At 65.4% G+C, this 13813-nt stretch carries 13 protein-coding genes; 12 read left to right on the top strand and 1 reads right to left on the bottom strand.

Features of this window, described 5'->3' with window-relative positions:
* Positions 1–71 precede the first annotated feature (71 nt).
* The 9 genes from H1B27_RS15325 (at position 72) to H1B27_RS15365 (ending at position 10341) form a co-directional block, all read left to right on the top strand.
* Positions 72–974, top strand: a complete 903-nt coding sequence (locus tag H1B27_RS15325) for an ABC transporter permease (RefSeq protein ID WP_197966614.1) — start codon at positions 72–74, stop codon at positions 972–974.
* Between the two features lie 3 nt (positions 975–977).
* Positions 978–2039, top strand: coding sequence for an ABC transporter ATP-binding protein (locus H1B27_RS15330; protein ID WP_061881092.1), 1062 nt, complete (start codon positions 978–980; stop codon positions 2037–2039).
* Entirely contained in the window at positions 2036–2233 is a 198-nt protein-coding gene (locus H1B27_RS15335) for a hypothetical protein (protein WP_061881091.1), read from the top strand. Before H1B27_RS15330 ends, H1B27_RS15335 begins: the two co-directional genes overlap by 4 nt.
* Positions 2230–3645, top strand: coding sequence for an amidase (locus tag H1B27_RS15340; protein WP_197966615.1), 1416 nt, complete (start codon positions 2230–2232; stop codon positions 3643–3645). Before H1B27_RS15335 ends, H1B27_RS15340 begins: the two co-directional genes overlap by 4 nt.
* Positions 3642–4619 carry an ABC transporter ATP-binding protein gene (locus tag H1B27_RS15345; RefSeq protein ID WP_197966616.1) on the top strand — a complete coding sequence of 326 codons (978 nt, stop codon included), beginning with the start codon at positions 3642–3644 and terminating at the stop codon, positions 4617–4619. Before H1B27_RS15340 ends, H1B27_RS15345 begins: the two co-directional genes overlap by 4 nt.
* 493 nt (positions 4620–5112) lie before the next feature.
* Positions 5113–6861, top strand: coding sequence for a type I secretion system permease/ATPase (locus tag H1B27_RS15350; RefSeq protein WP_197966617.1), 1749 nt, complete (start codon positions 5113–5115; stop codon positions 6859–6861).
* Positions 6862–7021: 160 nt separating this feature from the next.
* A complete protein-coding gene (locus H1B27_RS15355; RefSeq protein WP_197966618.1) occupies positions 7022–8356 on the top strand; it encodes an HlyD family type I secretion periplasmic adaptor subunit in 1335 nt (444 codons plus the stop codon).
* A 159-nt stretch (positions 8357–8515) separates the two neighbouring features.
* Entirely contained in the window at positions 8516–9985 is a 1470-nt protein-coding gene (locus H1B27_RS15360) for an AMP nucleosidase (protein ID WP_197966619.1), read from the top strand.
* An 80-nt stretch (positions 9986–10065) separates the two neighbouring features.
* On the top strand, positions 10066–10341 hold the full coding sequence (locus H1B27_RS15365) for a DUF1488 family protein (protein WP_061881085.1): 276 nt from the start codon (positions 10066–10068) through the stop codon (positions 10339–10341).
* 165 nt (positions 10342–10506) lie between these two features.
* Here H1B27_RS15365 and H1B27_RS15370 read toward each other — a convergent pair whose 3' ends face one another.
* Complete coding sequence (locus tag H1B27_RS15370; protein ID WP_061881084.1) at positions 10507–10989, bottom strand: CinA family protein; 483 nt, start codon at positions 10987–10989, stop codon at positions 10507–10509.
* Positions 10990–11132: 143 nt separating this feature from the next.
* On the opposite strand from H1B27_RS15370, the gene H1B27_RS15375 reads away from it, so the two are divergent.
* The 3 genes from H1B27_RS15375 to H1B27_RS15385 are packed head-to-tail and all read left to right on the top strand — an operon-like array spanning position 11133 to position 13739.
* Positions 11133–12191 carry an amidohydrolase family protein gene (locus H1B27_RS15375; RefSeq protein ID WP_197966620.1) on the top strand — a complete coding sequence of 353 codons (1059 nt, stop codon included), beginning with the start codon at positions 11133–11135 and terminating at the stop codon, positions 12189–12191.
* A gap of 25 nt (positions 12192–12216) precedes the next feature.
* A complete protein-coding gene (locus tag H1B27_RS15380; RefSeq protein WP_197966621.1) occupies positions 12217–13326 on the top strand; it encodes an amidohydrolase family protein in 1110 nt (369 codons plus the stop codon).
* Entirely contained in the window at positions 13326–13739 is a 414-nt protein-coding gene (locus H1B27_RS15385) for a Rieske (2Fe-2S) protein (protein ID WP_197966622.1), read from the top strand. Before H1B27_RS15380 ends, H1B27_RS15385 begins: the two co-directional genes overlap by 1 nt.
* Positions 13740–13813 lie beyond the last annotated feature (74 nt).

The raw sequence follows: 13813 nt of genomic DNA on the forward strand, positions 1-13813 counted from the left end.
CCGCAGGCGGGAGAGGTTAAGCGAGCCCGCGGCTTGCACCGATTGAAGCAATGCGCACCGGGAGCCGGCCGATGAGCGACTTTCCGCTTCACGCCACCGCCGACGCCGCGCTGCAGGCCGCGCCGGCGACCAAGGCGCGCGGCTATTGGGCGACGGTCGGCCGCCGCATCATGCGCGACAAGGTCAGCGTGGCCTGCGCGCTGGTGCTGCTGCTGATCTTCCTCTCCGCGGTCCTTGCGCCATGGCTGGGACTCGAAGATCCCTACAAGGGCTCGATGGTCCGCCGCCTGCGCCACATCGGCACGGCCGGCTATCCGCTCGGCACCGACGAACTCGGCCGCGACATGCTGGCGCGGCTGATCTACGGCGGCCGGCTGTCGCTGGTCATTGGCATCCTGCCCGTGATCCTCGCCTTCTGCATCGGCACCTCGCTCGGCATCATTGCCGGCTATGTCGGCGGCAAGCTCAACACCGCGATCATGCGCACGGTCGACGTGTTCTACGCCTTCCCGTCCGTGCTGCTGGCGATCGCGATTTCCGGCGCGCTCGGGGCCGGCATCCTCAATTCCATCGTGTCGTTGACCGTGGTGTTCGTGCCGCAGATCACCCGCGTCGCCGAGAGCGTCACGACGGGCGTGCGCAACATGGACTTCGTCGAGGCCGCGCGCGCCTCCGGCGCCGGGCCCTTCACCATCATGCGCGTGCACATCCTCGGCAACGTGCTCGGCGCGATCTTCGTCTATGCCACGAGCCTGATCTCGGTCTCGATGATCCTGGCGGCCGGTCTCTCCTTCCTCGGTCTCGGCACAAAACCGCCGGAGCCGGAATGGGGCCTGATGCTGAACACGCTGCGGACCGCGATCTATGTCAACCCCTGGGTCGCCGCGCTTCCGGGCGCGATGATCTTCGCGGTCTCGATCTGCTTCAACCTGCTCTCGGACGGCCTGCGCAGCGCCATGGACATCAGGAACTAGACCATGAGCGAGAGCAGCACATCCGTCGAAATGCTGGAGCCGGTCGAGGACGTTGGCGGCGTCGCTCAGCCGCTGCTTCAGGTGAACGGCCTGACGAAGCATTTCCCGGTGCGCGGTGGGCCGTTCGCCGCCAAGCGTACCGTGCGCGCCGTCGACAACGTCTCGTTCACCGTCGCCAAGGGCGAGACGGTCGGCATCGTCGGCGAATCCGGCTGCGGCAAGTCCACCACGGCGCGTCTCCTCATGCATCTGATGCCGCGCGATACCGGCGACATCATCTATGATGGCATGACCGTCGGCCAATCGCTGAGCCTGCGCGAATTGCGCCGCGGCATGCAGATGGTGTTCCAGGACTCCTACGCCTCGCTCAATCCGCGCCTCACCATCGAGGAATCGATCGCCTTCGGCCCCAAGGTGCACGGCATGGCCGACGCCGCGGCACGCGCGCTCGCGCGCGAGCTGCTCGGCAAGGTCGGCTTGCGTCCGGAAACCTTCGCCAACCGCTATCCGCACGAGATCTCCGGCGGCCAGCGCCAACGCGTCAATATCGCGCGGGCACTGGCGCTGTCGCCGCGGCTGGTGATCCTGGACGAAGCCGTCTCGGCGCTCGACAAATCCGTCGAGGCGCAGGTGCTCAACCTCCTGGCCGATCTCAAGCGCGAGTTCGGCCTGACCTATCTGTTCATCAGCCACGACCTCAACGTGGTCCGCTACATCTCCGATCGCGTGCTGGTGATGTATCTCGGCGAGGTCGTCGAGCTCGGCCCGGTCGACCAGGTCTGGGACGCGCCTGCCCACCCCTACACGCGTGCCCTTCTCGCGGCGATGCCGTCGTCGGATCCCGACAAGCGTACCGAGACGCCGCCGATATCAGGCGATCCGCCCAATCCGATCGATCCGCCCCCGGGCTGCCGCTTCCACACCCGTTGTCCGTTTGCGGAGCCGCTCTGCGCAAACGCGACACCAAAGCTCACCGCGCTCGATAGAATGGGCCACGAGGCCGCGTGCTACATGGCGATACCGGGTTCAGGCCATAGCCGCGCGCCCAGGGAGAAGACCGCATGACGAGACCGACACCGAAAGACATCAAGCCGATCGCGCTGGTTGCAGGCGTGCCCGTGGATGACGAGATCGCAACCCGCATTTCCAATGCCATCGGACCTGCCTTCGAGGGCTTCGCGGTCATCGCCGGCACGCTGCCGTTCGACCTCGAGCCTGCCGGCTATGTGCTCGCGCAGACGCAGAAGGTGTCGAAATGAGCACCGAACCCGCATTGATGACGCTCACTGAGGTCGCGCGTGCGATCGCGACGAAGCAGCTGTCCTCGCATGAGGTGACGCGCGCGCTGTTGCATCGCATCGCGCAGTGGCAGCCGCACCTCAATGCCTTCATGTCGATCGAGGCGGAGGCTGCGTTGAAGGCGGCCGATGCAGCCGATGCCGAGCTTGCCAAGGGCAACGTCCGTGGTCCGCTGCACGGCGTGCCGCTCGCGCACAAGGATATGTATTACGACGCGGGCCACGTCGCGACCTGTGGCTCGCTGATCCGCCGCGACTTCGTGCCGACCGTGACCTCCACGGCCCTGCAGCGGTTGAAGGACGCCGGCCAGGTCCGCCTCGGCACGCTGCATCTCGCCGAGTTCGCCTATGGGCCGACCGGGCACAACGCCCATTACGGCCCGGTGCGCAATCCCTGGAATGTCGCCCACATCACTGGCGGGTCGTCATCCGGCTCTGGCTCCGCGGTCGCCGCGCGCCTGACCTATGCGGCGCTCGGCTCGGATACCGGCGGCTCGATCCGCATGCCCGCGCATTTCTGCGGCGTCACCGGCCTCAAGACCACGGTGGGCCGCGTCAGCCGTGCCGGCGCGATGCCGCTGTCGCAATCGCTCGACACCGTCGGCCCGCTGGCCCGCACTGCCGAGGACTGCGCGCTGTTGCTGGGGCTGATGGCCGGCCCCGATCCCGCCGATTCGACCTGTAGCCACGAGCCGCTGTCGGACTACGTCGGGGCGACGAAAGGCGCGCTGAAGGGCCTCAAGATCGGCGTGCCGGTCTCCTTCTATGTCGACGATCTCGACAGCGAGGTTGCGCGCGTGCTGGACGAGACCATCGCGGTGCTCAAGCGCGAGGGTGCCGACATCGTCAAGGTCGAACTGCCGGACCAGCGGCAATTGTCCTCGGCGAGCCAGCTCGTGCTCGCCGCGGAAGCCGCCGCCTTCCACAAGCGCTGGATGATCGAGCGTCCGCAGGATTATGGCCCGCAGGTCCTGATGCGGCTCCAGAACGGCCTCGCCGTTCCCGCCATCACCTATCTCGAAGCGATGCGCTGGCGCGGGCCGGCGCTCGCCGCGCACAACGCGGCGACATCAGGCGTCGATGCGGTGATCGCGCCAGCCTCGCCGGTGCCGGCGCCGACGATCGAGGAGAGCGATGTCGGCGGCGGCCCGAGCGCGCCGGCCATGGTGCAGCGGCTGACGCTGTTCACCCGCCCGGTGAACTTCCTCGGCCTGCCCTCGCTCACCGTGCCCTCCGGCTTCACCCGAAGCGGCTTGCCCGTCGGCATGCAGCTGATCGGTCGCTCCTTCGACGAAGCGACCTTGCTCACCATCGGCGCGGCCTTCCAGCGCGCCACCGACTATCACGATCGATTACCGAAACTGCCGTCATGACAAAGCTCATCGAGATCTCAGGCCTCAGCATCCGCTTCACCGGCGAGCGCACGGTCTATGCCGTGAACGATCTCAGCCTCTCGCTCGGCAACAGCGAGGTGCTGGGCCTGCTCGGCGAGTCCGGTTCGGGCAAGAGCGTGACACTGCGTGCGCTGATGCGGCTGCTGCCGAAGAAGCGCACGCAGATCACGGGCACGGTCAACGTGCTGGGCCGCGACGTGCTCGCCATGAACGACGAGGAGCTGTCGTCGTTTCGCGGCCAGACCGTGTCGATGATCTTCCAGGAGCCGGCGCTCGCGCTCGATCCGGTCTACACCATCGGCGCGCAGATCGCCGAAAGCGTGGTGCGCCACGAAGGCAAGAGTTTCGCGGAAGGAAGGGCGCGGGCGCTCGAGATGCTCGAGGTCGTGCGCATCCCCTCGGCCAAACGAAGGCTCGACGCCTATCCGCACGAGATGTCGGGTGGCATGCGTCAGCGCGCGATGATCGCGCTCGCGCTCGCCTGCCGTCCCAAGATCCTGCTGGCGGACGAGCCGACCACCGCGCTCGATGCCACCGTGCAGATCCAGATCCTGCTCTTGCTGCGCGAGCTGCAGCGCGAGTTCGGCATGTCCGTCATCTTCGTCACCCACGACATCGGCGTCGCCATCGAGATCTGCGACCGCGTCGCGGTGATGTATGCCGGCCAGATCGTGGAGCAGGGCACGCTTCGCGACATCGTCCGCTCGCCCGTGCATCCCTACGCCAAGGGCCTGCTCGCCTCGACCATCCACGGCGCCAAGCGCGGCGCCCGCCTGGAGACCATTCCCGGCACTCCGCCCTCGCTGGCGGAGAAGCCGCACAACTGCTCCTTCGCTCCCCGCTGCAAGCTCGCAGAGCCGCGCTGCCTGGAGCAATTGCCTGGGAATGTCGAGGTCGGACCGGGCAGGGCGGCGAGATGCGTGCTGGCGGAGCCGGTCACCGTGGTGTCATAGTCCCGGATGAGTTGGGCCAGGTGCGCGAGCCTTGCCGCCAGTATTCACACCTATTCATCCCGGTTCGCGTTCCGCCATCGGCGCCGTCATTCTGCTGGTCGTCGTGCGCCTGGTGCGTGGCGGGGGCAGGTTCTAGGCACGATCCGGAAAAGTGCGCAGCGGTTTTCCGAAAAGATCATGCTTAAACAACAAGCTAAAGCGCGATGACGATTCATCCTGATCGCATCGCGCTTTAGCCCCGCATTCGGCGGCGGGAACTTCCAGCCCCGCCGTTTTCCCGGAAGAGACTGAAAGCCTGCAAGAAAAAGCCGCAAGCCTGTGAAATTCCGGACTTGCGCGGGGGGGCATCAGGGGTAGATGTGGCCTCATCAGGGCTCTGGATGAGCTTGGCTGCGTTGGACGCCGGGCAAACATGATGTTAATCCGGGGCAAGTACCCTGAATTGCCCGTGAAATCAGGGGCTTTGCCCCCTTAGTCGAAAGAGATCAGACTGATGGCAGCCATCCCTGGCGTCCGCCGTTCGGAGCTCGGTGACGCCTTGCGCGCTTGTCGCACGGCATTCATCGGCGTCGGCTTGATGAGCTGCATGATCAACCTGCTCTATCTGACCGGGTCGATCTTCATGCTGGAGGTCTACGACCGGGTGCTGCCGAGCCGCAGCATCCCGACCCTGGTCGGCCTCATCATCCTCGCCAGCTTCCTCTACATGGCGCAGGGCGTGCTCGACATGATTCGCAACCGCATCCTGGGCCGGATCGGTACGTCGCTCGACGAGGCCCTCAACAAGCGCGTGTTCGACACCATCGTGCGCCTGCCGCTTCTGGTCGGCAGCCGCAACGAGGGCCTCCAGCCGCTGCGCGATCTTGACAACGTCCGTTCCTTCCTCGGCGGCATGGGCCCGAGCGCGTTCTTCGATCTGCCCTGGCTGCCGCTTTATCTCGCCATCTGCTTCGCCTTCCACGTCCTGATCGGCGTCACCGCGCTGGTCGGCGCCATCATCCTGGTCGGCCTGACGCTGGTCACCGAGTTCATGTCCCGCCAGCCGGCGAAGGAGGCGATGGGCCTCGCCGCCCAGCGCAACGATCTCGCCCAGGCCAGCCGCCGCAACGCCGAGGTGATGGTGTCGATGGGCATGGCCGGACGGATGAACCAGCGCTGGAGCGAGGCCAACGAAAAATATCTCGCCGGCAATCAGCGTGCGAGCGACGTCGCCGGCGGTCTCGGCGCGATCGCAAAGGTACTGCGGATGATGCTGCAATCGGCCGTGCTCGCGGTCGGCGCCTATCTCGTCATCCACCAGGAGGCGACGGCCGGCATCATCATCGCCGGCTCGATCCTCTCCGCCCGCGCGCTCGCTCCGGTCGATCTCGCCATCGCGCATTGGAAATCCTTCGTCGCCGCACGCCAGAGCTGGCACCGCCTCACCCGCCTGCTGGAGCAGATGCCGGCGCAGGCGATGCCGACCCAGTTGCAGGCGCCGACCAGCCGGCTCTCGGTCGAAGGCGTCGCCATGGTGCCTCCCGGCGATCAGCGGCTCGTGGTGCAGGACGTCACCTTCGCGCTCGCCGCAGGCAACGGCCTCGGCGTGATCGGCCCGAGCGGCTCCGGCAAGTCGTCATTGATCCGCGCGCTGGTCGGGGTCTGGCAGCCGGTGCGCGGCAAGGTACGGCTCGACGGCGCGGCGCTCGATCAGTGGTCGAGCGACGCGCTCGGCCGCCACATCGGCTATCTGCCGCAGGACGTCGAATTGTTCGGCGGCACCATCGCGCAGAACATCAGCCGGTTCGATCCTGAGGCGACCTCCGAGGACATCATCGCGGCTGCGAAAGAAGCCGGCGTGCATGATATGATCATCAAGATGCGCGAGGGTTACAATACCCAGGTGGGCGAGCAGGGCGCAGCGCTCTCCGCGGGCCAGGCGCAGCGCGTGGCGCTGGCGCGCGCGCTCTACGGCAGGCCGTTCCTGGTCGTGCTCGACGAGCCCAACTCCAACCTCGACACCGAAGGCGACGAGGCGCTGACCCGCGCCATCCGTGCCGCGCGCGAACGCGGTGCCATCGTCGTCGTGGTGGCGCACCGCCCGATCGGCGTCGAGGCGGTCGACCAGATCCTGGTTCTGCGCGACGGCCGCATGCAGGCGTTCGGCCCCAAGGAGCAGGTGCTCGCCCAGGTGCTGCAGCCGCGCGCGACGCCGCCGGCACCGATCAAGATCGTCAGCGAAGGCGGAGTGGCCAAATCATGAGGCTGCGATCACTGGTTTATCCTCTCCCTCTCCCCGCTTGCGGGGAGAGGGTCGGGGTGAGGGGGAGTCTCGACAGGGGAGGTGAGAGTTGGACTCGTGGAGAGTCCCCCTCACCCGATCGCTGCGCGATCCTCTCCCCGCAGGCGGGGAGAGGTGAAAGATGAGCACGTTGGCTATCGGCGGAACGAAGCCCCCCGCCAAGAAGACTGTAGGTGATTCCATCAGGTTTCATCTGGTCCTCGGCCTCGTCATCGTGCTGGTCCTGGTCGTCGGACTCGGCGGCTGGGCGTCGACCGTGCTGATCTCGGGCGCGCTGATCGCACCGGGGCAGATCGTGGTCGAATCGAACGTCAAGAAGGTGCAGCATCCGACCGGCGGCGTGGTCGGCGAGGTGCGCGCCCGCGACGGCGATCGGGTCAAGGCCGGCGACATCGTGGTGCGGCTCGACGACACCGTGACCAAGGCCAACCTTGCCATCGTCACCAAGAATCTCGACGCCGCGCAGGCGCGCGCGGCGCGACTCCAGGCCGAGCAGCGCGGACTCGACAGCATCGAGTTTCCGCAAACGCTGCTCGAGCGTACCAGCGATCCCGACGTCAAGGTGCTGCTCTCGGCCGAAACCAAGCTGTTCGACGTTCGCGTCAACGGCCGCACCGGGCAGAAGGCGCAGCTGCGCGAGCGCATCACGCAGCTCAACGAGGAAATCTCCGGTCTCAGCGCCCAGGAGAAGGCCAAGGACCAGGAGATCGCGCTGGTGCAGAACGAGCTCACCGGCGTGCGCGAGCTCTACGAAAAGCGCCTGGTGCAGATCTCGCGCCTGACCCAGCTCGAACGCGACTCGGCGCGTCTCAACGGCGAGCGCGCGCAGTACATCGCCTCGCGCGCCCAGGCCAAGGGCAAGATCACCGAGACCGAGCTCCAGATCATCCAGATCGACAAGGACGTGGTCAGCGAGGTCTCCAAGGACCTGCGCGAGACCAACGACAAGATCGGCGAGCTGATCGAGCGCAAGGTCGCTGCCGAAGACCAGCTCCGCCGCATCGACATCCGCGCGCCGCAGGACGGCATGGTGCTGCAATCGACCGTGCATACCGTCGGCGGCGTCGTCACGGCCGGCGATACCTTGATGCTGATCGTGCCGCAGACCGACGATCTCCAGGTCGAGGCCAAGGTCAATCCGGTCGACATCGACAAGCTCCAGATCGGCCAGAAGACGCTGCTGCGCCTCTCCGCGTTCAACCAGCGCACCACGCCGGAGCTCAACGGCGTCGTCAGCCGCGTCTCGCCCGACGTCACGACCGACCAGCGCACCGGCCAGGGCTACTACACCATCCGCGTCTCGATGCCCCCGGAAGAGATCGCCCGGCTCGGCGACGTCAAGATGATCCCCGGCATGCCCGTGGAAGCCTTCGTCCAGACCGGCGACCGCACCATGCTGTCCTATCTGATGAAGCCGCTGCACGACCAGCTGATGCGCGCCTTCCGGGAGAAGTGACGCGCGAACGCGCGTCATCTTTCGTCATTGCTAGCGTAGCGAAGCAATCCAGATTGTCTCCGCGGTGGGATTTCTGGATTGCTTCGCTACGCTCGCAATGACGACTTGGCTACGATCCTGCTATAGTGCGCTTGTTTCAAGCAAAGCGGCGGTCGAACCATGCAATCTCCCCCCTCCATCGCCACCGAATCCTTCTCCGACGCGTCCCTCGCCGTCGCCCGTCTCGAAGAGATCTACGAGCGCAACACCAAGTTCCTGCGCGACCGGTTCGAGGCCTATGTCAATGGCGAGACCGTCACGACGCGAATGCGGGCCTATTATCCCTTTGTCCGCATCACTACCGCGACGCATGCGCGGCTGGATTCGCGCCTGTCTTACGGCTTCGTCGCAGGGCCCGGCGTGCACGAGACCAGCGTGACGCGGCCGGATCTGTTCCGCAGCTATCTCACCGAGCAGATCGGATTGCTGATCCAGAACCACGGCGTGCCGGTCGAGATCGGCGAATCCACCGAGCCGATCCCGATCCACTTCGCCTATCGCCGCGACATCAACATCGAAGCCGCCATCACGACCAGCGAGAATTCCGCCGTCACGCGATCGCTGCGCGATGCGTTCGACGTGCCTGATCTCGCGACGATGGACGATGCGATCGCCGACGGCACCTTCGAGCTGCAGCCGGGGACACCCAAGCCGCTGTCCCTGTTCCGCGCCGCCCGCATCGACTACTCGCTGCGCCGGCTTTATCACTACACCGGCACCGATTCCGAATATTTCCAGAACTTCGTGATCTTCACCAATTACCAGTTCTATGTCGACGCCTTCGCGCAGCTCTGCCAGCAGCGTCTTCAGTCCGGCGAGGCGGGCCTCGACGCTTTCGTCGCACCGGGCAACGTCGTCACGCGCAGCGGCGGCGTGACGACGGGCGCTGCCCCCGCGCGCACACCGCAGATGCCGGCCTTCCATCTGGTCGCGCCAGGTTATCGCGGCATCACGCTGATCAACATCGGCACCGGTCCGTCCAATGCACGCAACGTCACCGACCATGTGGCCGTGCTGCGGCCGCATGCCTGGCTCATGCTCGGCCATTGTGCGGGCCTGCGAAACACGCAGCGGCTCGGCGACTACGTGCTCGCGCACGGCTATGTGCGCGAGGACCACGTGCTCGACCGCGAGCTGCCGCTGTGGGTGCCGATTCCTGCGCTCGCCGAGATGCAGGTCGCGCTCGAGGAGGCGGTCGAGGATGTCACCGGGCTCGAGGGTTTCGAGCTGAAGCGCCTGATGCGCACGGGGACGGTGGCGAGCGTCGACAACCGCAACTGGGAGATTTCCGGGCCTGAAGTGATCCGCCGCCTGTCGCAATCGCGCGCGGTCGCGCTCGATATGGAATCAGCCGCCATCGCCGCCAACGGTTACCGCTTCCGCGTCCCCTATGGCACGCTGCTCTGCGTCTCGGACAAGCCGCTGCACGGCGAGATCAAGCTCGCCGGCATGGCCAGCGAATTCTACCGCCGCCGTGTCGGCCAGCATCTCGAGATCGGCCTGAAGGCGCTGGAGCGGCTCAAGCAGCAGGAATCGGAGCGCCTGCATTCGCGAAAGCTCCGCAGTTTCGCCGAAGTCGCGTTCCAGTAGGTCGGGCCCCCTTTCATCTTTGCTGACAAGCCGGAGAATTTTTCGCATTGTCCGCGAGGGGGCCGACCGGGACGCTTGCAATGCCGCTCACGCGCGACAAGATCATTGGCCATGATCTCGAACGTCTGGCCTTTCGCTTCACCATGCTGAACGATGGCGAGGTCGTGCAGTGCCAGATCAGCGACGCTGCCATGGACGAGCTCGCGGGCATGCAGGGCACCGAAAGCAGCGCACGTCAGGCCCAATTCCTGTCGCTGCGCGAAACCATCGAACGCATTGCGTCGGACCTCTACGACGAAGCGCCGCGCTTTCACGGCTATGTGGTGCGGATTTTCATGCGGCATTTGGGAAAGTAGGCTTATATATTCCGTTGTCATGCCCCGGCTTGACCGGGGCATCCAGTACGCGTGGCGTATCGTTTCAATTACAACGGTCTCAGCGTACTGGATCGCCCGGTCAAGCCGGACGATGACAGTGGTGTTGGTAGTGAGAATGTCTCGCTTCGCTCGCAGCACACCATCTCACCCCTCCAGCTTCCTCAGCAGCAACTTCAGTGCCGTCGCTGCGAACACCTGCATGTTCGCAAACCGGTCATCGCTGCCCGTCTCCAGCGTCATCACCTCCGTGGCGGGTCCTGCGACCGCCATGCAGCTATGGCCCGCTGCATCGCCGTAGCGGTTGCCGGTGGGGCCGGCGGCACCGGTCTCGGACAGGCCCCAATCACACTTGAAGCGGCTGCGCATCTGCTCGGCCAGCAACTGCGCGTAGGGCTCCGACGACGACCGAAAGCCCTTCATGCCGTCATCCGAAATATCCATCAGCACCCGTCTGGCATCGCGGGTGTAAACCACCGCGCCGCCTAGGTAGTAGGCGGAGGCGCCGGGCACTGCGAGCAGGCTGGCCGAGATCAGGCCGCCGGCCGATGATTCCGCAACCGCGATGGTCTGCTTGCGCGCGATTAGTTGGGCCGCGACCCGTTCCGCAATGTCGACGAGCTCTTTCATCGCTGAAACCTCTCATTCCTTCGCAACCGAGCTGCGCCTTCCTAGCATATGCCGGCGGCCCCGGCTGAGTTGCGGGCGGCGGGCAGGCCTGCTTGAATGCGGGCACGAGACAAGAATTGACGAGGAAACGTGAAGGAGACGTCATGGCGTCCCTGATCGCCGGCGGGGTGGACTGCGATGTGCATCCGGCCGTGCCGCATCTGACCAGCCTGCTGCCGTACCTGAACGATTATTGGCGCGATCAGGTGACGACGCGCGGCATGGTCGACCTCGTCTCGCAATCCTATCCGCAGAACTCGCCGATTACGGCACGGCCCGACTGGCGGCCCGAGCAGGGCAAGCCGGGCGAGAGTGTGGCGGACATGCAGCGCCATGTGCTCGATCCCTTCCAGCTCAAGCATGCCATCTGCAATCCGATCTATGGCGTGCAGATGGTGTTCTCCGAGGACATGCAGGCCGCCTTCTGCCGCGCGCTGAACGACTGGCTGGCGAAGGAATGGCTCGATCGCGATGCGCGGCTGCGCGGCTCGATCGTGATCCCGACGCAAAGCGTCGAGAAGGCCGTCGCCGAGATCGAGCGTTGCGCCCTGGACAAGCGCTTCGTGCAGGTCCTGATGCTGGTGATGGGCGACACGCCGCTCGGCAAGCGCGCGCTGTGGCCGATCTACGAGACCGCGGAGCGGCTGGAACTCCCGGTCGGCATCCACGCCGGTTCCGCCTATCACAATCCGCCGACCGCTGTGGGGTGGGGATCCTATCACATCGAGGATTATGTGGGGCAGGCCCAGGCGTTCCAGACCCAGCTCACCAGCCTGATCGTCGAAGGCGTGTTCGCCAAATATCCGCGGCTGAAAATGGTGCTGCTGGAGTCGGGCGTGTCCTGGATCTCGCCTTATCTCTGGCGCCTGCACAAGTTCTGGCGCGGGGTGCGGATGGAGACCCCATGGGTCGATCGCGCGCCGCTGGAGATTGTGCGCAGCAACATCCGCTTCTCGTTACAACCATTTGATGCGCCGCCGGAACCTCAGACATTAATTCGCCTGTTTGATCATATGCAGTCGGACGAATTGGTCCTATTCTCCACGGACTATCCGCACTGGCAGTTCGACGGCCAGGACGCGCTGCCCGAAGGTCTGTCCCCCGATCTCGTGCGCAAGATCATGATCGACAATCCGCATGCAACCTATCCCCGCCTGAAATGAGCCCGCTGCCAAAGGAGGCAAGGCGATGAATATCCAGTTCCGCGAGAACCAAGAAGCCGCTTCCCCACTGACCGTCAAAACCGCGATCGCGGACTGCGACATCCATCCGGCACGCGCCACCCGCACCGAGCTCTACCCCTACCTCGCCAAACGCTGGCAGCATCACCTCGAAGTCTACGGCGTCCATGCCTATCAGGGCATGATGGAAGGCCCGCCCTATCCAAAGGCCCAGCCCAACGCCTCGCGCCGCGATGCCTATCCGCCGGAGGGCGGACCGCAGGGCTCCTCGCTCGCCTTTATGCAGAAGCAGCTGCTCGATCCCAACAACGTGCAACTGGGCGTGCTCAATCCGCTCAACACCGGGCAGGGCATCCGCAATCACGAGCTCTCGGCCGCTTTGTGCTCGGCGATCAACGACTGGCAGATCGACAAATGGACGAGCAAGGACAAGCGGCTGAAGGCCTCGATTGTCGTCGGCAACGAGGACGGCCTTTCGGCCGCCGCCGAAATCCGCGAGCGCGCCGGCGACAAGAATTTTGTGCAGGTGCTGCTGCTCAGCCGCAATGTCGAGCCGCTCGGCCAGCGCCGCTATTGGCCGATCTACCAGGCCGCGGAGGAGGCAGGCCTTCCCGTCGGCGTCCACGCCTTCGGCTTCGGCGGCAACCCGATCACGCCCTCGGGCTGGCCGTCCTACTACATCGAGGAGATGGTGGGCCACTCGCAGTGCCAGCAATCGGCTTTGGCGAGCCTCGTGCTGGAAGGCGTGTTCGAGCGCTTCCCGAAATTGAAGATGGTGATGATCGAGGCCGGCTTCGGCTGGGCGCCCTCGCTGGCGTGGCGACTCGACAAGACGTGGCAGCGGCTCAGGAGCGAGGTGCCGCATGTGAAGCGGCCGCCGTCGGAATATATCCGCGAGCAGGTGTGGTGGACGACGCAGCCGATGGAGGATCCTGAAAGCCGCGAGGACCTGTTCGACGTCATCAAATGGATCGGCTGGGATCGGCTCCTGTTCGCAACCGACTATCCGCATTGGGATTACGATGAGCCCTCGCGCGTCTTGCCGGCGGGCGTCAGCGAAGCCAATCGCGAGGCGTTCTATCTCGGCAATGCGAAGAAGCTTTACGGCGTTTCCTGATGGCAAGACACGTCATCGCGCCGGTCGACGAGCTTCCGCCGGGCACGCGAAAGTTTCTGGAGATCGACGGACGGCCGATCGCAATCTTCAACGTCAAGGGCGAGTATTTCGGCCTGATGAACCGTTGCCCGCATCAGGGCGCGGCGCTGTGCGAGGGCCCGCTGATCGGGCTTGCGCAATCGAACAATCCCGGCGAAATCGAGTACACGAAACTCGGCGAGATCATCCGCTGTCCCTGGCACGGCTGGGAATTCGACATCCGCACCGGCCAATCCTACTGCGACCCCCGCCGCTTCCGCGTGAAGGCCTATCCGGCCCATGTCGAGCCGGGCGCGAGCGTGGTGAAGGGGCCTTACATCGCTGAGACGATTCCGGTGAGTGTCGAGAGCGATTACGTGGTGGTGGAATTGTAGCTGCACCGGCAGTGCGCTCCCTCGCCCCGTTCTTACGGGGAGAGGGTTGGGGTGAGGGGCCTCTCTCCGCGCAT

It is taken from the genome of Bradyrhizobium diversitatis, assembly GCF_016031635.1.
Classification (GTDB): domain Bacteria; phylum Pseudomonadota; class Alphaproteobacteria; order Rhizobiales; family Xanthobacteraceae; genus Bradyrhizobium; species Bradyrhizobium diversitatis.

Bases quoted from the DNA above. Each gene is read 5' to 3' on its own strand.
- H1B27_RS15350 (WP_197966617.1), top strand. From the start codon at position 5,113: ATGGCAGCCATCCCTGGCGTCCGCCGTTCGGAGCTCGGTGACGCCTTG.
- H1B27_RS15380 (WP_197966621.1), top strand. From the start codon at position 12,217: ATGAATATCCAGTTCCGCGAGAACCAAGAAGCCGCTTCCCCACTGACC.
- H1B27_RS15335 (WP_061881091.1), top strand. From the start codon at position 2,036: ATGACGAGACCGACACCGAAAGACATCAAGCCGATCGCGCTGGTTGCA.
- H1B27_RS15355 (WP_197966618.1), top strand. From the start codon at position 7,022: ATGAGCACGTTGGCTATCGGCGGAACGAAGCCCCCCGCCAAGAAGACT.
- H1B27_RS15360 (WP_197966619.1), top strand. From the start codon at position 8,516: ATGCAATCTCCCCCCTCCATCGCCACCGAATCCTTCTCCGACGCGTCC.
- H1B27_RS15370 (WP_061881084.1), bottom strand. From the start codon at position 10,989: ATGAAAGAGCTCGTCGACATTGCGGAACGGGTCGCGGCCCAACTAATC.
- H1B27_RS15365 (WP_061881085.1), top strand. From the start codon at position 10,066: ATGCCGCTCACGCGCGACAAGATCATTGGCCATGATCTCGAACGTCTG.
- H1B27_RS15340 (WP_197966615.1), top strand. From the start codon at position 2,230: ATGAGCACCGAACCCGCATTGATGACGCTCACTGAGGTCGCGCGTGCG.
- H1B27_RS15345 (WP_197966616.1), top strand. From the start codon at position 3,642: ATGACAAAGCTCATCGAGATCTCAGGCCTCAGCATCCGCTTCACCGGC.
- H1B27_RS15385 (WP_197966622.1), top strand. From the start codon at position 13,326: ATGGCAAGACACGTCATCGCGCCGGTCGACGAGCTTCCGCCGGGCACG.
- H1B27_RS15325 (WP_197966614.1), top strand. From the start codon at position 72: ATGAGCGACTTTCCGCTTCACGCCACCGCCGACGCCGCGCTGCAGGCC.
- H1B27_RS15375 (WP_197966620.1), top strand. From the start codon at position 11,133: ATGGCGTCCCTGATCGCCGGCGGGGTGGACTGCGATGTGCATCCGGCC.
- H1B27_RS15330 (WP_061881092.1), top strand. From the start codon at position 978: ATGAGCGAGAGCAGCACATCCGTCGAAATGCTGGAGCCGGTCGAGGAC.